Origin of the sequence: Pantoea sp. B270, assembly GCF_018726825.1 — a bacterium.
Classification (GTDB): Bacteria; Pseudomonadota; Gammaproteobacteria; order Enterobacterales; family Enterobacteriaceae; genus Pantoea; species Pantoea dispersa.
This window is the reverse complement of record NZ_JAHCSX010000001.1, coordinates 695,294-716,477: the sequence shown is the minus strand read 5'-3', so window position 1 is coordinate 716,477 and position 21,184 is coordinate 695,294. Positions and strand designations below refer to the sequence as shown.

Below are 21,184 nucleotides of genomic sequence, written 5' to 3'. Positions count from 1 at the left end.
TCCTTGCTCTGAAAACTCAGGCTATGGCAAGTTGGTGTTACCTCAGTCATGCACGTCACGTGGTGGCTGAGGTTCCCCTGCCAGTGCATCACAGCGGAGTGTTAATCTGCGGTTTAGCTGGCGTAGCGTATACTTTTCGCCATCATCACTGAGTTGAAGGTAAGGAAATTCTATGCGTGTTCTGGTTGTGGAAGATAATGCCCTGCTGCGCCATCACCTCGCAGTCCAGTTACGTGACATGGGTCATCAGGTGGATGCCGCCGAAGACGCCAAAGAAGCCGACTATTTCCTGCAGGAACACATTCCCGATATCGCGCTGGTCGATCTTGGCCTGCCCGACGAAGACGGCATGTCGCTGATTCGCCGCTGGCGTGGCGATGCCATTCGTCAGCCAATTCTGGTGCTGACCGCGCGCGAAGGCTGGCAGGCGAAAGTTGAAGCGCTGGAAGCCGGTGCCGATGACTACGTGACCAAGCCGTTCCACATTGAAGAGGTCGCCGCCCGCTTACAGGCGCTGATGCGTCGCAACAGCGGACACGCCTCGCAAATTATCTCCATGCCGCCGTTCCAGGTTGACCTGTCGCGCCGCGAGCTTACGGTGAACGACGCGCCGGTCAAGCTGACCGCGTTTGAGTACACCATTGTTGAAACACTGATCCGCAATGCCGGTAAAGTGGTCAGCAAAGACTCGCTGATGCTGCAGCTGTATCCCGATGCGGAACTGCGCGAAAGCCACACCATTGATGTACTGATGGGCCGGCTGCGCAAAAAAATTCTCGCGCTGCACCCGACCGAAGTGATCAACACCGTGCGTGGCCAGGGATACCGCTTTGATCTCTGATTTATGAAGCTGCTCCGCCGTCAGCGCCCTTTCTCCTTACGCGCGCGTTTCCTGCTGGCGACGGCGGCGATCGTGCTGTTTTTGTCGCTGTCGTATGGCATGGTGGCGGTCATTGGCTACGTCGTCAGCTTTGATAAAAATACCTATCGCGTGATGCGCGGCGAGAGCAATCTGTTCTTCACCCTCGCGCAGTGGAAAGACAACAAGCTCACCATCGCCCAGCCGGAACGCATGACGCTCAATTTCCCGACGCTGGTGTTCATCTATGACGAGCGCGGTAAGCTGCTGTGGCAGCAGCGCGACGTGCCGGAAATTCGTAAAAACATTCGCCGCGACTGGCTGATGAAGCCAGACTTTTACGAGATCGATACCAGCAATCGCACCAGTATGGCGGCGATGGGTAACAATCCGCAGGCACAGCAGCGACTGCACGCGCTGGACAGTGACAGCAATGACACCTTCACCCACTCGGTGGCGGTCAACCGCTACGACGCGACCACCAATCTCCCGGCGCTGACCATTGTGGTGGTGGACTCGATCCCGCAGGAGCTGCAGCACTCAGACGTGGTGTGGTCGTGGTTTAGCTATGTGCTGGCGGCCAATCTGCTGCTAGTGATTCCGCTGCTGTGGCTGGCGGCACACTGGAGCCTGCGTCCGATTGGCCACCTGACTTCGCAGGTGCGCGAGCTGGAAACCGGCCACCGGGAAAATCTCGACGACAACCCGCCGCAGGAGCTGCGCAGCCTGGTGCGCAATCTCAATCTGTTGCTCACCAACGAACGGCAGCGCTACACGCGCTATCGCACCACGCTGTCGGATTTGACGCACAGCCTGAAAACGCCGCTGGCGGTGCTGCAAAGCACGCTGCGCTCGCTGCGCGGTGGCAAAGAGCTGACCATCGAACAGGCTGAGCCGGTCATGCTCGAACAGATCAGCCGCATCTCGCAGCAGATTGGCTACTACCTGCATCGCGCCAGTATGCAGGCGGATCACAACCCGCTGCAGCGCGATCTGCATTCGGTCTCGGCCCTGCTGGATAGCCTGTGTTCCGCGCTCAATAAGGTGTATCAGCGCAAGGGCGTTGAGATCACGCTGGATATTTCGCCGGAGCTGACCTTTATCGGCGATCAAAATGACTTTATGGAAGTGCTGGGCAACGTGCTGGATAACGCCTGCAAATACTGCCTCGAATTTATTGAGGTCAGCGCGCGCCAGACGGAAAACGCGCTGCATCTGTTCATTGACGACGACGGCCCCGGCATTCCCGAAAGCAAGCGCGATCTGATCTTTGTGCGCGGCCAGCGTGCCGATACGCTGCGTCCCGGTCAGGGACTGGGACTGGCGGTAGTGCGCGATATTCTCGAGCAGTATGCAGGTCAGGTAATCGCCACGACCAGCCCGCTCGGCGGCGCACGCATGGAGGTGATTTTTCAGCGGCAGGAAGTTGAACATCACCGCGAGTAGAACCGGACGCGGGCTGTTATACTTGGCAGCAATTATGGCCCTAACCGGAATCCTCGCATGGACTATCAGCTCGACATCAACTGGCCCGACTTTATTCAGCGCTACTGGCAAAAACGCCCGGTGGTGCTGAAACGGGGTTTCAAAAACTTCATTGATCCGATTTCTCCGGATGAGCTGGCCGGTCTGGCAATGGAAAACGAGGTGGACAGCCGCCTCGTCAGCCACAACAACGGCAAATGGCAGGTCAGCCATGGTCCGTTTGAAAGCTACGATCATTTGGGTGAAAGCAACTGGTCGCTGCTGGTCCAGGCGGTGAACCACTGGCATGAACCTTCTGCTGCGCTGATGCGCCCGTTCCGCTTTCTGCCCGACTGGCGTATCGACGACCTGATGATCTCGTTCGCAGTGCCGGGCGGCGGCGTAGGCCCGCACTTTGATCAATACGATGTGTTTATTATTCAGGGCACTGGCCGCCGTCGCTGGCGCGTAGGCGAAAAAGTGCCGATGAAACAGCACTGCCCACATCCGGATCTGCTGCAGGTTGAACCGTTCGACGCCATCATCGATGAAGAGCTGGAACCAGGCGACATTCTGTATATTCCACCGGGTTTTCCGCACGAAGGCTATTCGCTGGAGAACGCGCTCAACTATTCAGTCGGCTTCCGCGCACCTAACGGACGCGAGCTGATCAGCGGCTTTGCGGATTACATGCTGGCGCATGAGCTGGGCAGCTACCGCTTCAGCGATCCGGATGTGCCAGCGCGCGATTGTCCTTCGCAGATTCTGCCGTCGGAAGTGGAAGGGATCCGCAAAGTGATGCTGGATGTGATTAATCAGCCGGAGCAGTTTACCCAGTGGTTTGGCGAATTTATTTCCCAGTCGCGTCACGAGCTGGATGTGGCACCGCCGGAACCGCCGTATCAGCCGGATGAGATTTATGACGCGCTGCAGCAGGGTGATGCGCTGACGCGCCTCGGCGGCCTGCGCGTGCTGACGCTGGGCGACGCGGTGTACGTCAACGGTGAACGCGTCGAGTGCGCGCATCCGTCGGTTCTGGCTGCGTTGGCACACAAGCATGTATTGACGCTGGAAGATTTCGGCGATGCGCTGGACGATCCTTCGCTGCTGGCTCAGCTGGCGGCACTGGTGAACAGCGGGTACTGGTTTTTTGCTGATTGAGTTGATCAGGTCCTCTGCGCCGGTTTCCCTCACCCCGGCCCTCTCCCGCCCGCGGGAGAGGGAGAAAACCGCGCGACGATTGCAGTAAAGCGCCGGCGGCGGCATGGGCAAATGAAGAGCCTGATTCCCGCTCGATCGGTCCCCTCTCCCGTGGGCGGGAGAGGGTTAGGGTGAGGGCAAGCCCCTCTCCGCCCTACTTCTTCTCCGCCGCGAGCGCGGCCAGGCGCACGATCACCTCAACCGACTTCGCCATCACATTCAGCGACGCAAACTCATGCTTGCCGTGATAGTTGTAGCCGCCGGTAAACAGATTCGGACACGGCAGTCCTTTCCATGACAGCGCCGATCCGTCGGTGCCGCCGCGAATCGGCTTCACGTTCGGTTCGATACCGCAGTCGCGCATCGCCTGCAGCGCCAGCTCAATGATGTGCGGATGCGGTTCCACCTTCTCCCGCATATTGCGATAGCTGTCGCTGATCTCCACCTTTATGGAGCACTCAGCCTGCAGACCTTTACTGACGCGGCGACCAATCTCCTGCAGCAGCTGCTTACGCTGTTCGTAGCTGTCGGCATCAAAATCACGAATCAGGTACATCAGCTCGGCGTGCTCTACCGATCCCTTAATAGTGTGCAGGTGGAAAAAGCCTTCATAGCCGTCGGTAAACTGCGGTTTCTCTTTGGCAGGTAGCTCGGCGTGGAAACGCATTGCCAGGTCCAGCGCGTTCACCATCACGTTTTTCGCACTGCCGGGATGCACGTTGTTGCCGGTGATTTTGACCAGCGCCGTCGCGGCATTAAAGTTTTCGAACTCAAACTCGCCGAGATCGCTGCCGTCAACGGTATAAGCCCAGTCAGCCGCGAATCCTTCAACGTCGAAGTGCGACGTGCCGCGACCTATCTCTTCATCCGGAGTAAAGGCCACGCGAATGGCGCCGTGCGGCACATCCCCTTTGGCCAGCTCGGCCATTGCCGTCATGATCTCAGCGATACCGGCTTTATCATCAGCGCCCAGCAGCGTTTTACCGTCGGTGGTGATCAGCGTATGCCCGGTCAGCTTGTGCAGCACCGGGAACATCACTGGTGAGAGCACTTCATCCCCGTTGCCCAGCGCGATGTCGCCGCCACGATAGTTTTCAATGATCTGCGGATTGACATTTTTCGCGGTGAAATCCGGCGAGGTATCCATGTGGGAAATAAAACCGATCACCGGCGTCGGCCAGTCGACGTTTGCCGGCAGGGTGCCCATCACACAGCAATGATCGCTTAAGGTGACGTCCACAAAACCCAGCGCAATAAGCTCTTCCTGTAACTGACGCGCCAGCGTCCACTGCCCTTCGCTGCTCGGCACCTGCCGCGCCTGAGGTTTTGCCTGAGTTTCTACTGCCACATAACTGAGAAAACGCTCAAGTAATTGATCCATCTGTCATCCCTCTAAAGAACCTGCATTATTATCATGGGGCCTGATTATCGCCATGTTGCGTCAAATCATTATCCTTCAGGTTAGCCCTCTCAGCCCAATCGTGCGCTGAAATTCGCCCTGCCAGCCACCCGTCCGGCTGGCCCGATGAGCATACTCCAGCAATTTGCAGACTTTTCAAGGTTATTCCGTGTCTGAACATGGCAATGGCGCATTTTTCAGGTATTATCGCGCCCTTCATCACGGCAAGCTGTCGCCGGCGGCTATGCTGTAACCTGATTCTCATCAGACTGAGTGACTAAAATGACGCAAACACGCGCGCAGCAGGCGCTGGTTACGCTTTCTGGCATCAGTAAAGCTTTCGATGGCAAAACCATCATCCCGGATTTTGACCTGACCATCGGTCATGGCGAATTTATCACCCTGCTTGGCCCCTCCGGCTGCGGTAAGACCACGATTCTGCGCCTGATCGCCGGGCTGGAAAACGCCGACAGCGGACGTATCCATCTGGATGAGAGCGACATCACTGAAACGCCCGCCGAGCATCGCCATATCAATACCGTGTTTCAGAGCTACGCGCTGTTTCCGCACATGTCGGTGTTTGAAAACGTCGCGTTTGGCCTGCGCATGCAGAAAACCCCGACGCCAGAGCTGACGCAGCGCGTCAACGAGGCGCTGGCGATGGTGCAGCTGGAAAGCTTTGCCGCGCGCCGGCCGCATCAGCTCTCCGGCGGCCAGCAGCAGCGCGTGGCGATTGCGCGGGCGGTGGTCAACCGGCCCAAAGTGCTGCTGCTTGATGAGTCGCTCTCCGCGCTGGATTACAAACTGCGCCGCCAGATGCAAAACGAGCTAAAAGCGCTGCAGCGCAAGCTGGGCATCACGTTTGTGTTTGTCACGCACGATCAGGAAGAAGCGCTGACCATGTCCGATCGCATCGTGGTGATGCGCGATGGGCGCATCGAGCAGGACGGCACGCCGCGCGAGATCTACGAAGAGCCCGCGAACCTGTTTGTGGCGCGCTTCATTGGCGAAATCAACGTGTTTGATGCAGAAGTGATCGGCAGCGCGCACGCGCCGCAGGTACGTGCTCGCGTCGAAGGCCGCGAGTGTGATATTCACTGCCCGTTCCCGGTCAAACCCGGCGATCGGCTGCATGTGCTGCTGCGACCGGAAGATTTGCGCGTCGAGGAGATCGATCACGACAGCCGCAGCGAAAACCTGATCGGCTATGTGCGCGAACGCAACTATAAAGGCATGACGCTGGAATCCACCGTCGAACTGGAGAACGGCAAGCTGCTCACCGTCAGCGAGTTCTTTAATGAGGATGATCCGGATTTTGACCACTCGCTGAACCAGAAAATGGCGGTCAGCTGGGTGCCAAACTGGGAGGTGGTGCTGCCGTATGAAACGGATGCGTAATCGTCTGCAGAAAGCCATTGTGGCGCTGATCGTCGGCTGGCTGACGCTGTTCGTGTTGCTGCCGAATCTGATGATCTTCGTCACCAGCTTTCTGACGCGCGACGACGCGCACTTTGTCAGCATGGTGTTCACCCTGAACAACTACGGCCGGCTACTCGATCCGCTGTATGCCGACGTGCTGCTGCACTCGCTCAACATGGCCTGCATCGCCACGCTGTGCTGCCTGCTGCTCGGCTACCCTTTTGCCTGGTGCCTGACCAGACTGCCGGCGCGTCTGCGTCCGCTGATGCTGTTTCTGCTGATTGTGCCGTTCTGGACCAACTCTCTGATCCGCATTTATGGTCTGAAAATTTTTCTCAGCACGCGCGGCTGGCTCAATGAATTTCTGCTGTGGCTCGGCGTCATCGACAAGCCGTTTCGCATCATGTTTACCCCGGAAGCGGTGATCCTCGGGCTGATCTATATTCTGCTGCCGTTTATGGTACTGCCGCTCTACTCCAGCCTTGAGAAGCTGGATAAATCCTGCCTGGAAGCGGCGCGCGATCTTGGCGCCAGCAGGCTACAGACCTTCATCCGTATCATTTTGCCGCTGACCCTGCCCGGTATCGTTGCCGGCGCGCTACTGGTATTTATCCCGGCGATGGGGTTGTTCTACGTAGCGGATTTAATGGGCGGAGCAAAGAACCTATTGATCGGTAACGTAATCAAAAGCCAGTTCCTCAATATTCGTGACTGGCCGTTTGGTGCCGCCACCAGCATTGTCATGACGCTGCTGATGGGGCTGATGCTGCTGGTTTACTGGCGCGCAGCGCGTCTGCTGAATCACAAGGCGGCATTGCAATGATGGCGCGCGGATTACGCTACGGCTTCATGGCCGTGATTTATGCCTGGTTCTACATTCCGATCATCATCCTGATCGTCAACTCCTTTAATGCCTCGCGCTTCGGCATCAACTGGCAGGGCTTAAGCACCCAGTGGTATCGCCTGCTGGTCAATAACGACAGCCTGATTCAGGCGGCGCAGCATTCGTTGATCATGGGCGTGCTGTCGGCCAGTTGCGCGACGCTGATCGGCTCGCTCACCGCCGTGGCGCTGTACCGCTATCGTTTTCGCGGCAAGCCGTTTGTCAGCGGTATGCTATTTGTGGTGATGATGTCGCCGGATATCGTGATGGCGATTTCGCTGCTGGTGCTGTTTATGCTGCTGGGGGTTTCGCTCGGCTTCTGGTCGCTGCTGTTTTCACACATTACTTTCTGCCTGCCGTTTGTGGTGATTACCGTCTATTCGCGCCTGAAAGGCTTTGATGTGCGCATGCTGGAGGCGGCAAAAGATCTCGGCGCCAGCGAAGTGACTATTCTACGTAAGATTTTGCTGCCGCTGGCGCTGCCGGCAGTGGCCGCGGGCTGGCTGCTGAGTTTCACCCTGTCGATGGATGATGTGGTGGTGTCGTCATTTGTCACCGGTCCCGGCTTCGAAATTTTGCCGCTGAAAATTTATTCCATGGTGAAAGTGGGCGTGTCGCCGGAGGTGAACGCGCTGGCTACCATTTTGATGCTGCTGTCGCTGCTGCTGGTGGCAGCCAGTCAGCTGTTGCTGCGTGATAAAACCAAATAGAGGATAACCGATGAAAAAGTGGTCTCACTGGCTGGCGGCTGGGGCGCTGGCACTGGGTATGCAAAGCGCTCAGGCGGATGACAACAACACGCTTTACTTCTATAACTGGACCGAATATGTGCCGCCCGGGCTGCTGGAGCAGTTCACCAAAGAGACCGGCATCAAAGTGATTTATTCCACCTATGAATCCAATGAAAGCATGTACGCCAAGCTGAAAACCTGGAAAGCGGGCGCTTACGATCTGGTGGTGCCGTCGACCTACTTCATCGCCAAAATGCGCAACGAGGGCATGCTGCAGAAGATCGACAAGTCACAGCTGAGCAACTTCCGCAACCTCGATCCTGACCTGCTGAACAAGCCGTTTGATCCGAACAACGACTATTCCATTCCCTATATCTGGGGCGCAACGGCGATTGGCGTGAATACCGACGAGGTGGATGCGAAAACCCTGACCCAATGGGCCGATCTGTGGAAACCTCAGTATAAGCAGAGCCTGCTGCTGACCGATGACGCGCGTGAAGTGTTCCAGATGGCGCTGCTCAAGCTCGGCTACTCCGGTAATACGCAGGATCCAAAACAGATTGAAGCCGCCTATGAAGAGCTGAAAAAGCTGATGCCGAACGTACTGGCGTTCAACTCGGATAATCCCGGTAATCCGTTTATGGAAGGCGAAGTCAACGTCGGCATGATCTGGAATGGCTCCGCCTGGGTGGCGCGCCAGGCTGGCACGCCGCTGCAGATTATCTGGCCGAAAGAGGGCGGGATTTTCTGGATGGATAACCTGGCGATCCCGGCGAATGCGAAAAATAAAGCGGGCGCGCTGAAGCTGATTAACTTCCTGCTGCGCCCGGATGTGGCGGCTAAAGTGGCGGAAACCATCGGTTATCCGACGCCCAACCTGGCGGCAAGAAAGCTGCTACCGCCCGAGGTGGCCAGCGATCCGTCACTCTATCCGCCGGCTGAAGTGATCAAAAACGGCGAGTGGCAGAACGATGTCGGTGCCGCCAGCGTGCAGTACGAAACGCTGTTCCAGAAGCTGAAAGCGGGACGGTGAGGTTCTGAGGTGGGGATTCGGTGCGGCCTGGCCCTCACCCTGCCCTCTCCCAGAGGGAGAGGGTTCATTTGTGCAGGATTCGGCATTGGGAGAGGGTTCATTCGTGCTGGTTTCGGCATTGGGAGAGGGTTCATTCGTGCCGGGTTCAGCCTGTGGGAGAGGGTTCATTCGTGCTGGATTCGGCCTGTGGGAAAGACCGTACTGGATTCAGCCTGAGTTTCAGTCCGGCGCGTTTTTCCCCTTCTCCCGCCGGGAGAAGGCCGGGATGAGGGGAAACGCGCAGTACGCTGACTATTTATACAAGCCGCGCAAAAAAGTATGCACGAATTCGGGCACCACTTCGCTGGCTAAGCCGTAATGTGCTTCAGCGAATTCGTTACCGACCTGACTGGGGGCCAGATTCAGCTCCACGGTATGCGCCCCCTGCAGTTTCGCCTCGTGCACAAATCCTGCCGCCGGATAGACGTGGCCTGAGGTGCCGATGGCGATAAACAGATCGGCCTGTTCCAGCGCCTGATAAATCTCCTCCATGCCGAGCGGCATTTCACCAAACCACACCACGTGCGGACGCAGCCGCGACGGGAACTGGCAGCAGGTACAGCGATCGTCCGGACCGACGTCCTCCGTCCACGCCAGTACCTGACCGCTGTGCTCACAGCGCACCTTCAGTAACTCACCGTGCATATGCAGCACGCGCTGGCTGCCGGCGCGCTCGTGCAGGTTATCGATATTCTGCGTAACCAGCAGGAAATTATCGCCCAGCACCTGCTCCAGTTCAGCCAGCGCTTTGTGCGCCGCGTTAGGCTGGATTTCTGGCTGCTGCAGCTGACGCCGGCGCGCATTGTAGAACCCCTGCACCAGCGCCGGATCGCGGCGAAAGCCTTCGGGCGTCGCCACATCTTCCACGCGATGCTCTTCCCACAGGCCATCTTCCGCGCGGAACGTGCGAATGCCGGATTCTGCCGAAATTCCGGCACCGGTCAGCACCACCACGTGCGGCTGCGGATGGGCGGCAAGTTCGACCTGACGATCGCGCTCAAAGATGCGCTGGCGAAAGCGCTGATGCACTTTGCGGCGGTTCTTTTTGTAGCGGGCGAGTCGAAGGCGGCGGCGCGGTTGGCGCATAAAGGCTCCTTAATCTGCGGCGCTGAACGCCGCGCTGCGGGTGTTTTCCGGGTTACTCAGACCCGATAATAGCGGCTGGGTATGACGGCTGCATGCCGCAGACGCTGAAAATGTGCGCAGCCGCGAAGGCGGCTGCGTGTTTTGTCTTTACTGACCGCTCAGCACGCGGGCAGGATCGATGCGGCTGGCGCGCCGCGCCGGATACCAGCTGGCAATCAGGCTCAGGCCAATCGCCGTTGCCAGCACGATGGCCACATCCAGCCAGTGCAGCTCGGACGGCAGAAAGTCGATAAAATAGATATCGCCCGCCAGCAGCTGATGCCCGGTAAGGTGCTCCACTACGCGCATCACCGGCGTCAGATTGAGCGCCACCAGCACGCCGACCACCACACCGCTGACGCTGCCCAGCAGCCCGGCCAGCAGGCCATACCAGATAAAGATGGCACGAATCAGGCCGTCTTTCGCGCCAAGCGTGCGCAGCACGGCGATATCGCTGCTCTTGTCCTTCACCGCCATCACCAGCGTCGACACGATATTAAAGCAGGCCACGCCGATCACCAGCACCATCGCCAGATACATAATGGCGCGAATCATCTGGATATCACGATACATGTAGCCGTAAGTGCCAATCCAGCTGCGGATGGTGACATAGGAGTGGGTGGCTTCGCCGGCATCGCGCACCAGCTTCTGTGCCTGGAACGGATCGCTCATCTTCAGCGCAATGCCGCTGACGCTGTCGCCCAAATCCAGATATTTTTGCGCATCGGCCAGCGGCACCAGCGCCAGACTGTGATCCAGCATGCCGCTCAGCTGCAGAATACCGCTCACCTGCAGACGAATGCGTTTTGGCTGCAGCAGTTTGTTCTCGCCATCATTATTCGGGATCATGATGGTGATCCAGTCGCCCTGCTTCACGTTGAGCGATTTGGCGATGCCGCCGCCCAGAATGATCTGCTGCCTGCCGGCGCTGAACTGCGACCAGGCATCGCCGCTGACAAAACGCGGCAGCGCGCTGAGGCGCGGCTCCTGCTGCGGATCAACGCCCTTCACCTGCAGCGCCTGCAGCTTCGCACCGCTCTCAATCAATCCGGTAAAGTTAACGTAAGGCGCCGCTGCGGCGATGCCCGGCACCTGTTCGATGGGCGCAATCATCGGCTGCCAGTTGCGAAAGGGCTGGTTAACCGCCTCAATTTCGCCGTGCGGCACCACGGCCAGAATGCGGTTGTTGAGCTCCCGCTCAAAACCGTTCATCGCGCTCAGCCCGATGATCAGCACCGCCACGCCAAGCGCAATGCCGATGGTCGAGATGATGGAGATCAGCGACACCATGCCGCCGCGCCGCCGGCCGCGGCTGAAGCGCAGCCCGAGCAGCAGGGATAAAGAGGACGCCATCAGATCGCTCCCAGCGTCAGGTGATCGCTCAGCTGGCCGTCGCGCATTTCCATCTGACGGCTCAGGCGCTTCGCCAGGTTTAGGTCGTGCGTCACCACCAGAAACGCGGTGCCCTGCTGCACGTTGAGTTCGCCGAGCAGTTCAAAAATGGCGTCCGCGTTGCGCGCATCGAGGTTACCGGTAGGCTCATCGGCCATCACCAGCCGCGGCCGGTTCACCAGCGCCCTGGCGATCGCCACACGCTGACGTTCACCGCCCGACAGCTCAGAAGGCCGGTGCGCCGCGCGCTTTTCCAGGCCAACCGCCGCCAGCATCTCGCGTGCGCGCGCTTCCGCTTCGGCTTTGCCGGTTTTGCCAATCAGCAGCGGCATGGCTACGTTCTCCAGCGCGCTGAAGTCCGGCAGCAAATGGTGAAACTGATAAATGAAGCCGAGTTCACGGTTACGCAGCTCTGCTTTGGCCGCCGACGACATGGCGTTGAGCGATTTCCCGTCAAACACCACGTCACCGGAGGTCGGTGCATCCAGCCCGCCCAGCAGGTGCAGTAAGGTACTTTTGCCGGAGCCGGAGCTGCCGACGATGGCCGTCAGTTCGCCCGGCTGCAGGCTAAAAGCCACATTGCGCAGCACATCGGTCTGCACGCTGCCTTCCTGATAGCGTTTGCACAGGTCACGACACTGCAACAAAGGGGTATTACTCATAACGTAAAGCCTCAGCGGGTTGAACGGCGGCAGCGCGCCATGACGGATAGAGGGTAGAGAGCAGCGCCACGGCCATCGAGACCAGCGCAATAGTGATCACCTGCCAGACATTGATATCTACCGGCAGCGCGGCGCCATCAAGGAACAGGCCGATCACCGGCATTAAATTGTTGAGCTGGCTGGCCAGCAGCACGCCCAGCAGCGTACCGAGCAGCGCGCCGATAATACCGGCGCTGGCGCCCTGCACCATAAATACCGCGACGATTTGCCGCCGCGTTAAGCCCTGGGTTTGCAGGATCGCCACTTCCGCCTGCTTCTCCATGATCAGCAGGCCCAGCGAGGTAATGATATTGAAGGCGGCCACGGCAATGATCAGGCTGAGCAGCAGCCCCATCATGTTTTTCTCCATGCGCACCGCCTGGAACAAGTCGCCCTTGCGTTCGCGCCAGTCTTTCCACGTCAGCCCCTGCGGCAGCGGCTGCTGGCTGAGCGCATCGACATTCAGCGGCTTATCCAGCCACAGGCGCCAGCCGGTAATGTTGCCGAGCGGATAGCGCATCACGCGCGAGGCATCCTGCTGGTTCACCAGAATCTGATAGCCATCGACTTCGCTATTGGCTGCGTAGGTACCGGCAACGGTAAAGATGCGCTGGCTCGGCACGCGCCCCACTGGGGTAAACTGACTGACCGATGGCACCATCAGGCGCAGCTGATCGCCGCGCTTCACGCCCAGCTGCGAGGCCAGCAGTTCACCGAGAATGACCTTATACTGCCCCGGCTGCAGCACGCTCTGCTGGGTGTTGACCAGATAAGGCGTCAGCGGATCCTGTTCGTCGGGATTGATGCCCAGCATCACGCCCACCGACACGTTGCGCGCACTCTGCAACACCACATCGGCGGTGGTCAGCGGTGCGATCCGCGTCACGCCCTGCAGTTTGAGATCCTGCGCGCGCATCTGCTGCGGATTGATGCTGCCGGTGTCGCTGGTCACCAGCGCCTGCGGCATCAGGCCGAGAATGTTGCCTTCCAGCTCGCGCTCAAAGCCGTTCATCACCGACAGCACCGTCACCAGTGCCAGTACGCCGAGCGTGATACCAATAGTCGAGAGCCAGGAGACGAAACGACCGAAACGGTCTGAAGCACGTCCACGCATGTAGCGCAAACCGATGAATAACGCGACTGGTTGATACATGAGATCCGTCTTGGCCGTTGCTCAAAATTAAGTAGAGCGATGATAAAGGAGCCGTCTGCTTTATGAAACCTCTAACCCGCTGAGTCAGTTGCAAAGTTGCGTCAAAATGCGTCCTCCTGCGCGACAATGCACAAAATTACGACAAAATAGTGACGCTATTAGTACGATTATTCGTCAGCAGGTGGGTTAGACTTAGCTTGCAGTACCGGTTTTCGCATCACAGTAAGCGCAGTACGGAGGTTCTTACCATGAGCAGGTTTCCTAAAGGCAGTATCGTTAAACATAAATCTGGCGAGATCAAAGGCGAAGTGGTCAATGTCTTTGAGCAGGGAGACGCGCTAACCGGTTATTATGTGAAGTGGGACGATGGCAACAACAGCTACCATGTCGAGCGCGAGCTGTCATGGGCCAATGTGGATCGTCCACGCATGCACTACACACAGCAATCCAGTAAATAACGTGACGCGGCCAGGTCGCCATCAATGACGACCTGGCAACTGGCCATACTGGCGGCCCTTCAGGGTGCCGCTGAGGTAAGGTGCGCATTCATGCACCCTGACATAAACTCAGAAAGGAGAGATGATCCTCACGGCGGAATGTGGAATGATGACGCCCTGGAAACTGAGGAGAGAATGTCGGACCTTATGTCGGAACAGCGTCGTTATACCCTGCCTGCTAAAGCAGGCGACCATCGTCAGCTCGGTCAGCTGGTCGGCGCCGCGCAGGCGGTTGAGTGTGCCAGCATCACCGAACGCCACAGCGGTCCGGTGTTAATGATCACCCCGGATATGCAATCGGCCCTGCGGCTGCAGGAGGAGATCAGGCAGTTTACCGATCTGCCGGTCACCAACCTTGCTGACTGGGAAACACTGCCCTACGACAGCTTCTCGCCCCATCAGGACATTATTTCCGCCCGTCTTTCTACGCTGTACCAGCTGCCCACCCTGACGCGCGGCATGCTGATTCTGCCGGTCAATACGCTGATGCAGCGCGTTTGCCCGCACAGCTTCCTGCACGGCCATGCGCTGGTAATGCAGCAGGGCCAGAAACTGTCGCGCGATGCCCTGCGCGACCAGCTGGAGCAGGCCGGTTATCGCCATGTCGATCAGGTGATGGAGCATGGCGAGTACGCGACGCGCGGCGCGCTGCTCGACCTGTTCCCGATGGGCAGCGATCAGCCTTACCGCATCGATTTCTTTGATGATGAGATCGACAGCCTGCGCCTGTTTGACGTCGATTCACAGCGCACGCTGGAGGCGGTGAGCGCCATCAACCTGCTGCCGGCGCATGAATTTCCCACCGACAAAGCAGCCATTGAGCTGTTCCGCAGCCGCTGGCGTGAAACCTTCGACGTGCGGCGCGAACCTGAGCACGTCTATCAGCAGGTGAGCAAAGGCACGCTGCCGGCCGGAATTGAGTACTGGCAGCCGCTGTTTTTCGAGCAGGAACTGCCTACCCTGTTTAGCTATCTGCCCGCCAGCACGCTGGTGCTGAACAGCGGCGATCTGCACGCCAGCGCTGAGCGTTTCTGGCAGGATGCTAACGCACGCTATGAAAATCGTCGCATCGATCCTATGCGCCCGCTGCTGGAACCGGCCACGTTGTGGCTCCGCCCGGATGCGCTGCTGAGCGAGCTGAAAAACTGGCCGCGCATGCAGCTCAGCGCTGAGACGCTGCCGGAGAAAGCCGCGAACAGTAATCTGGGCTATCAGCCATTGCCGGAGCTGACGGTGCAGGCGCAGGCCAAAGCGCCGCTCGATCTGCTGCGTCAGTTCCTCGAGCAGTTTACCGGTCAGGTGATTTTCTCAGTAGAAAGCGAAGGTCGCCGCGAAAGCCTGCAGGAGCTGCTGTCCCGCATCAAACTGCGCCCGCAGCCGATCGATCGCTTCGAGCAGGCCGATGAGCAGCCGTACAGCCTGATGATTGGCGCCAGCGAGCGCGGTTTTATCGACACCCAGCGCCAGCGCGCGCTGATTTGCGAAAGCGATCTGCTGGGTGAGCGCGTCAGCCGCCGCCGTCAGGACAATCGCCGCACCATCAATCCGGATGTACTGATTCGTAACCTCGCCGAGCTGCACCCGGGCCAGCCGGTGGTGCATCTTGAACACGGTGTGGGGCGCTACATCGGCCTGACCACGCTGGAAGCCGGCGGTATCGTGGCTGAGTATCTGATGCTCTCTTATGCCGGCGATGCCAAACTTTACGTTCCGGTGTCATCGCTGCATCTGATCAGCCGTTACGCCGGCGGCGCCGATGAAAATGCGCCGCTGCACAAACTGGGCAGCGATGCCTGGTCACGCGCGCGCCAGAAAGCGGCGGAGAAAGTCCGCGACGTGGCCGCTGAGCTGCTGGATATCTATGCCCAGCGCGCGGCCAAGGCTGGCTTTGCCTTTAAGCACGACCGCGAGCAGTATCAGCTGTTCTGCGAGGGTTTCCCGTTTGAAACCACGCCGGATCAGGCGCAGGCAATTAACGCCGTGCTCAGCGATATGTGCCAGCCGCTGGCCATGGACCGCCTGGTGTGCGGCGATGTTGGCTTTGGTAAAACCGAAGTGGCGATGCGGGCTGCCTTCCTTGCGGTGGAGAACGGCAAACAGGTGGCGGTGCTGGTGCCAACTACCCTGCTGGCGCAGCAGCATTACGATAACTTCCGCGACCGCTTCGCCAACTGGCCGGTGCGCATTGAGATGCTGTCGCGCTTCCGCAGCGCCAAAGAGCAGGCGCAGGTGCTGGAACAGGCCAGCGAGGGCAAAATTGATATTCTGATCGGCACCCACAAGCTGCTGATGAGCGATTTGAAGTGGCGCGATCTCGGTTTGCTGATCGTCGATGAAGAGCACCGTTTCGGCGTGCGTCACAAAGAGCGCATTAAAGCGATGCGCGCTGACGTCGATATTCTGACGCTCACCGCAACGCCGATTCCGCGTACTCTGAACATGGCGATGAGCGGCATGCGCGATCTGTCGATTATCGCCACGCCACCGGCGCGCCGTCTGGCGGTGAAAACCTTCGTGCGCGAGTATGACAGCCTGGTGGTGCGCGAAGCGATCCTGCGTGAAGTGCTGCGCGGCGGCCAGGTTTACTATCTCTACAACGACGTCGAGAACATCGAGAAAGCAGCGCAGCGGCTGGCCGAGCTGGTGCCGGAAGCGCGCATCGCCATCGGCCACGGTCAGATGCGCGAGCGCGATCTGGAACGGGTGATGAACGATTTCCACCACCAGCGTTTCAACGTGCTGGTGTGCACCACCATCATCGAAACCGGGATCGATGTGCCCAGTGCCAATACCATCATCATTGAGCGCGCCGACCATTTCGGTCTGGCGCAGCTGCATCAGCTGCGTGGCCGCGTCGGCCGTTCGCACCATCAGGCCTATGCCTGGCTGCTGACGCCGCACCCGAAAGCGATGACCACCGATGCCCAGAAGCGACTGGAAGCGATTGCCTCGCTGGAGGATCTGGGCGCTGGTTTTGCGCTGGCGACGCACGATCTGGAGATTCGCGGTGCCGGTGAGCTGCTGGGTGAAGATCAGAGCGGTCAGATGGAGACCATTGGCTTCACGCTCTACATGGAGCTGCTGGAAAACGCGGTGGATGCACTCAAGGCCGGACGTGAACCGTCGCTGGAAGATCTCACCAGCAATCAGACCGAGATTGAGCTGCGCATGCCTGCCCTGCTGCCGGATGATTTTATTCCGGACGTCAATACGCGCCTGTCGCTGTATAAACGCATCGCCAGTGCGGCCGATGAACAGGAGCTGGCCGAGCTGAAAATTGAGATGATTGACCGCTTCGGCAAGCTGCCCGACGCCGCGCGTAACCTGCTCGACATCGCCGCGCTGCGCCTGGTGGCGCGCCAGCTGGGGCTGCGCAAAATCGAAGCCAGCGAAAAAGGCGGCTTCTTTGAGTTCGCGCCGCAGAATCAGGTCGATCCCGGCTGGCTGATCGGCCTGCTGCAGAAAGATGCCAAGCAGTGGAAGCTGGATGGCCCGACGCGACTGAAATTCACCCGCGATCTCAGCGAACGCAAAACGCGCATGGAATGGGTGCAGAATTTCGTCGCCGAGCTGGCGAAGAACCGGGTTTAAGGAGCGAGCTCGCAAACTTAGCGGAAACAATTAAATCACCGCTTGATCCTGTGATATCACAAGGATGGCATCACAGGATTTATTCATGGAAGGAGCTCAATGATGAGCAGGCGAGAGGATATTCTTGACGGCAGTAAAGCAGAAAGAAGTGCTTACGGCCTGGTTTACACAGAAGTATTGGGCTGGATAGATCTCGGTCACGCCCAGGGCAATGACATCAGACAGTTATGGGAGCAAATGCTGTGCGGCGAAGCACAGAGCGGCCTGACCTATGACGTTACCTATAAACAATCAATGGCTGGCCTCAAAAGGCGCCTGACTGTGGGAAAATCAATTACCTGGCGTCTCAAAAAAGGTCTGTCATATCACCAAAAGCAAAGCATAGCTCTTGCCATGATGATGACGCTGGCGCGCAGGTTTGAAGGGCTGCAGAATTCTTTCCCTTTTAGCTGGGCTACTGACAGCGGATTCAGTGGCGAAGACCTTGTATCGGATCTCCTGGGTTTTTACCGGGTTGTGGCATGCATGAGCGGCATTTTCAGCCACCTGAAACCAGTGAGTCAGGCGGATGCATTAAGACGCTGGGACCATTATGGAAAAATTGGCTCCTGGAAAAACGAAACCTTTAAGCCACTGCTTTTCCCTGACCCTATTCAATTCCCTAACGCCAAACCTCACTTTGGTCAGTTACCGATCTTCATGCGAAGCGTAACGCCCTATAATCGGTGGACATCAGAAGATGTTGGCATCATAGACCCGGACCGTGGCTTTATCCATTTTGGTAAGGGCATTTCAAAACTATGAAAAAATCGCTCAGGATTCTACTTTGCGTTCTCATTGCGTGTGTGGTCGGTATGGCCTATGGCTTGAATTATCTCCGTATGGAGTTTGCAGATAGCGCTAATTATACAGAGCACGACACGCTGGATTACGACTTTTATACGCCTGATTTACTCAAAAAGATGCCGCGCATTACTGATAACTATAGCTTTTATTACAGTAACGTATCAGGTCCTAACCCTGCACTGATTTTTCAGCTGAGGTTTATTGGCGCGACCAACGCAGATAAAATTAATGCGTTTATGAAAGAAAAGGGTTTCAAACAAAGCGAAGCGTGCAGTTTCGCAGGTGACTGCTGGACTGGCGACGATCCGCTTGTCACCGTGTCGATTGAAATTGAGGAACAACCGCGCACAGTTCTCGTTTCGATGGTAGATAAGCGAACCTGATTACCTCATAACATGCCTGCCAACAGATAATAAGCCAGACCGGTGATAGCTGATGAAATTCGTCATGAGGTATAAGCTCCGGATCTCTTTTCTTCATCCTGAATTAAAAAACCAACGTAAAAAAAGCGCCTTGCGGCGCTTTTTTTGTTACTGCTGCTGTGAAGTAGCTTTGCCCAATCAGGCCTGATTCGAATTCAGGATCAGCTGACCATTACGGTCGAGCGGGATGCGGGTGCCAGGGTCATTCTCCATGCGGATTTTGCCCTGCTGGTCGCCTATTTTATAGGTCACGTCATAACCCAGCATTTTTTCCTGTTTATCGTACACGGTTTTGCAGCGCTGCTCGCTGGTGGTGTATGTGTCACGATCCTGCAGCGCACCCTGTACCTGGTTACCGCCGTAGCCGCCTGCCAGCGCACCGGCTACGGTCGCGATATCCCGGCCGCGGCCACCGCCGAACTGGTGACCAATCACCCCACCGGCCACGGCACCCAGTACGGAACCGGCGATGCGGTTCTCATCCTGCACCGGACGACGGTGCGTGAGGGTAACGTTGCGGCACTCCTGACGCGGCTGCTTGATGCTCTCTTTGATTGGCGTTGCCGAAAGCACCTGAGCATACTGCGGGCCACGATCAAACACATCCATGCTGGCGACGGCGGCCACGCCCAACGCTGCTGCTACGCCGATTCCAATACCCGCTAACATTGATTTATTCACAGGAATGTCCTCCTGAAGTTGTTACCGCGCATTCCTGCCGCAACCCGATCCCGGGTTACCGAGGCATAACCGGCGTGCGCGCCGCGCCGTGTTCGTTGGCATAAGTTTTACAGATGGTCCGAAAATGCAACATCAGATTAATGGAGGAAACGCAGCGGAAAGCCAGCAGGACCAGCTTTTAGGAGAGTTCTGAGCGGCAGTGTCATTGCGCCGTAACCTGGCGCTGATTGACGGCAATCAGCCGGTTACGGCAGCCGGGCACGCAGCGGGCGGGGGTGACCGCCCGCCAGCGATCAGTGCAGTTTGAGACGCGGACGCAGCACGCGGTTGAGGCTGCCGACCAGCATCATCAGACCGGTCTTGAAGTATCCATGGAGCGCAATCTGGTGCATACGGTACAAGGAGATGTAGACAAAACGCGCAATACGCCCTTCCACCATCATCGAACCGCGCATCAGGTTCCCCATCAGGCTGCCGACGGTACTGAAGCGGGACAGCGACACCAGCGAGCCGTGATCTTTATACACGTAGGCTTTGAGCGGCTTGCCTTTGCGCTGGGCGAGGATGTTTTCCAGCGCTCGCGACGCCATCTGGTGCGCCGACTGCGCGCGCGGCGGCACGAATCCGCCGCCCGGCAGCGCGCAGGAGGCGCAGTCGCCGATGGCGTAAATGTCGTCGTCCAGCGTGGTCTGCAGCGTCTCTTTGACCACCAGCTGATTAATGCGGTTGGTCTCCAGCCCGCCAATCTCTTTCATGAAGTCTGGCGCTTTAATACCGGCCGCCCACACCATCAGATCGGCTTCGATGAATTCGCCCCCTTTGGTATTCAGACCGTTGGCTGCTGCGCTGGTGACCATGGTTTGCGTCAGTACGCGCACGCCAAGCTTGCTCAGTTCCTGGTGCGCCGCTGCGGAGATGCGCGGTGGCAGTGCAGGCAGAATACGCTCGCCGGCCTCCACCAGCGTGACGTTGAGCGCGCTGCTGTCGAGACCTTTATAGCCGTAGCTGTGCAGCTGTTTCACTGCGTTATAAAGTTCTGCCGACAGCTCGACGCCGGTCGCGCCGCCGCCGACAATGGCGATATTGACTTTCTGCAGCTGCCCTTCGCTGGCAGAGAAGCGCAGGAACAGGTTGAGCATCTCATTGTGGAAACGACGCGCCTGATGCGGGTTGTCGAGGAAGATGCAGTGATCTTTCACGCCTGGCGTGCCGAAATCGTTCGAGGTGCTGCCCAGCGCCATTATCAGACGGTCATACGCCAGTTCGCGCTGCGGTACCAGTAGCCCACCCTCCGCGTCGCGGATCTCCGCCAGTTCAATGGTTTTTGTTTCGCGATTAATTTGCGTCAGCGAACCCAGCTGAAACTGGAAACCGTGGTTGCGCGCATGCGCCAGATAGCTGAGCGCATCAATACCTTCATCCATCGAACCGGTCGCCACTTCATGCAGCAGCGGTTTCCACAGATGGCTGTGGTTACGATCGACCAGGATGATCTCCGCCTTTTTTTTGCGGCCGAGTTTATGGCCGAGCTGTGTTGCCAGCTCCAGCCCTCCGGCACCGCCACCGACGATGACGATTTTTTCCATGCTTGTAGTCAATGAAGACCCCCTCAAAGTTGTAAACCAAAAGTTAATTAATGGTTATATAAAACCTTAATAAACATAGGGTTGGCGACATTTAATCGCGAGCTGAGGGCAGAATAGCACGGCATAATCATCCGGACATAAGAAAATTGATGTACATCAATCT

At 57.9% G+C, this 21,184-nt stretch carries 18 protein-coding genes; 11 read left to right on the top strand and 7 right to left on the bottom strand.

Annotated elements, in window-relative coordinates; all coding sequences use genetic code 11:
* Positions 1-172: 172 nt before the first annotated feature.
* Genes phoP through KOL70_RS03470 form a run of 3 tightly spaced genes read left to right on the top strand, consistent with a single transcriptional unit; the run spans position 173 to position 3,484 of the window.
* Complete coding sequence (gene phoP / locus KOL70_RS03480; RefSeq protein WP_010617222.1) at positions 173-841, top strand: two-component system response regulator PhoP; 669 nt, start codon at positions 173-175, stop codon at positions 839-841.
* Between the two features lie 3 nt (positions 842-844).
* Positions 845-2,305: a two-component system sensor histidine kinase PhoQ gene (phoQ, locus tag KOL70_RS03475; RefSeq protein ID WP_021506378.1), complete on the top strand. Its 1,461-nt coding sequence runs from the start codon at positions 845-847 to the stop codon at positions 2,303-2,305.
* A gap of 57 nt (positions 2,306-2,362) precedes the next feature.
* Complete coding sequence (locus KOL70_RS03470; protein ID WP_215480211.1) at positions 2,363-3,484, top strand: cupin domain-containing protein; 1,122 nt, start codon at positions 2,363-2,365, stop codon at positions 3,482-3,484.
* A gap of 193 nt (positions 3,485-3,677) precedes the next feature.
* Here the strand turns inward: KOL70_RS03470 and pepT are convergent, their stop codons facing one another.
* Positions 3,678-4,904, bottom strand: coding sequence for a peptidase T (pepT, locus tag KOL70_RS03465; protein ID WP_021506380.1), 1,227 nt, complete (start codon positions 4,902-4,904; stop codon positions 3,678-3,680).
* Between the two features lie 300 nt (positions 4,905-5,204).
* Here pepT and potA point away from each other — a divergent pair, with 300 nt between their 5' ends.
* Genes potA through potD form a run of 4 tightly spaced genes read left to right on the top strand, consistent with a single transcriptional unit; the run spans position 5,205 to position 8,988 of the window.
* Positions 5,205-6,320 (top strand): spermidine/putrescine ABC transporter ATP-binding protein PotA, encoded by a 1,116-nt coding sequence (potA, locus tag KOL70_RS03460; protein WP_141495555.1) that lies wholly within the window; start codon positions 5,205-5,207, stop codon positions 6,318-6,320.
* Complete coding sequence (gene potB / locus KOL70_RS03455) at positions 6,313-7,164, top strand: spermidine/putrescine ABC transporter permease PotB (RefSeq protein WP_104092825.1); 852 nt, start codon at positions 6,313-6,315, stop codon at positions 7,162-7,164. The genes potA and potB overlap by 8 nt, the downstream gene beginning before the upstream one ends.
* Positions 7,161-7,934, top strand: a complete 774-nt coding sequence (gene potC / locus KOL70_RS03450; RefSeq protein ID WP_215480210.1) for a spermidine/putrescine ABC transporter permease PotC — start codon at positions 7,161-7,163, stop codon at positions 7,932-7,934. The genes potB and potC overlap by 4 nt, the downstream gene beginning before the upstream one ends.
* 10 nt (positions 7,935-7,944) lie before the next feature.
* Positions 7,945-8,988, top strand: coding sequence for a spermidine/putrescine ABC transporter substrate-binding protein PotD (gene potD, locus KOL70_RS03445; RefSeq protein ID WP_058759488.1), 1,044 nt, complete (start codon positions 7,945-7,947; stop codon positions 8,986-8,988).
* Between the two features lie 291 nt (positions 8,989-9,279).
* Here potD and cobB read toward each other — a convergent pair whose 3' ends face one another.
* The 4 genes from cobB to lolC form a co-directional block, all read right to left on the bottom strand.
* Positions 9,280-10,113, bottom strand: coding sequence for a Sir2 family NAD+-dependent deacetylase (cobB, locus tag KOL70_RS03440; protein ID WP_010617227.1), 834 nt, complete (start codon positions 10,111-10,113; stop codon positions 9,280-9,282).
* 147 nt (positions 10,114-10,260) lie between these two features.
* Positions 10,261-11,505, bottom strand: a complete 1,245-nt coding sequence (gene lolE / locus KOL70_RS03435; RefSeq protein ID WP_021506385.1) for a lipoprotein-releasing ABC transporter permease subunit LolE — start codon at positions 11,503-11,505, stop codon at positions 10,261-10,263.
* Entirely contained in the window at positions 11,505-12,206 is a 702-nt protein-coding gene (gene lolD / locus KOL70_RS03430) for a lipoprotein-releasing ABC transporter ATP-binding protein LolD (protein WP_021506386.1), read from the bottom strand. Before lolD ends, lolE begins: the two co-directional genes overlap by 1 nt.
* Entirely contained in the window at positions 12,199-13,398 is a 1,200-nt protein-coding gene (lolC, locus tag KOL70_RS03425) for a lipoprotein-releasing ABC transporter permease subunit LolC (RefSeq protein WP_132465185.1), read from the bottom strand. Before lolC ends, lolD begins: the two co-directional genes overlap by 8 nt.
* Positions 13,399-13,646: 248 nt before the next feature.
* Between lolC and KOL70_RS03420 the strand changes: the two genes are divergently transcribed.
* From KOL70_RS03420 to KOL70_RS03405, 4 genes are all read left to right on the top strand, one after another.
* The gene (locus tag KOL70_RS03420; protein ID WP_021506388.1) at positions 13,647-13,856 is read left to right on the top strand and encodes a hypothetical protein; all 210 of its coding nucleotides are present in this window, start codon (positions 13,647-13,649) and stop codon (positions 13,854-13,856) included.
* 186 nt (positions 13,857-14,042) lie between these two features.
* A complete protein-coding gene (gene mfd, locus KOL70_RS03415) occupies positions 14,043-17,486 on the top strand; it encodes a transcription-repair coupling factor (RefSeq protein WP_021506389.1) in 3,444 nt (1,147 codons plus the stop codon).
* Between the two features lie 102 nt (positions 17,487-17,588).
* Positions 17,589-18,290, top strand: coding sequence for a hypothetical protein (locus tag KOL70_RS03410; protein ID WP_215480931.1), 702 nt, complete (start codon positions 17,589-17,591; stop codon positions 18,288-18,290).
* Entirely contained in the window at positions 18,287-18,715 is a 429-nt protein-coding gene (locus KOL70_RS03405) for a hypothetical protein (protein ID WP_215480209.1), read from the top strand. The genes KOL70_RS03410 and KOL70_RS03405 overlap by 4 nt, the downstream gene beginning before the upstream one ends.
* Before the next feature lie 177 nt (positions 18,716-18,892).
* Here KOL70_RS03405 and KOL70_RS03400 read toward each other — a convergent pair whose 3' ends face one another.
* A complete protein-coding gene (locus KOL70_RS03400) occupies positions 18,893-19,435 on the bottom strand; it encodes a glycine zipper 2TM domain-containing protein (protein WP_031279257.1) in 543 nt (180 codons plus the stop codon).
* Positions 19,436-19,728: 293 nt separating this feature from the next.
* Positions 19,729-21,033, bottom strand: a complete 1,305-nt coding sequence (locus KOL70_RS03395; protein WP_215480208.1) for an NAD(P)/FAD-dependent oxidoreductase — start codon at positions 21,031-21,033, stop codon at positions 19,729-19,731.
* Positions 21,034-21,184 lie beyond the last annotated feature (151 nt).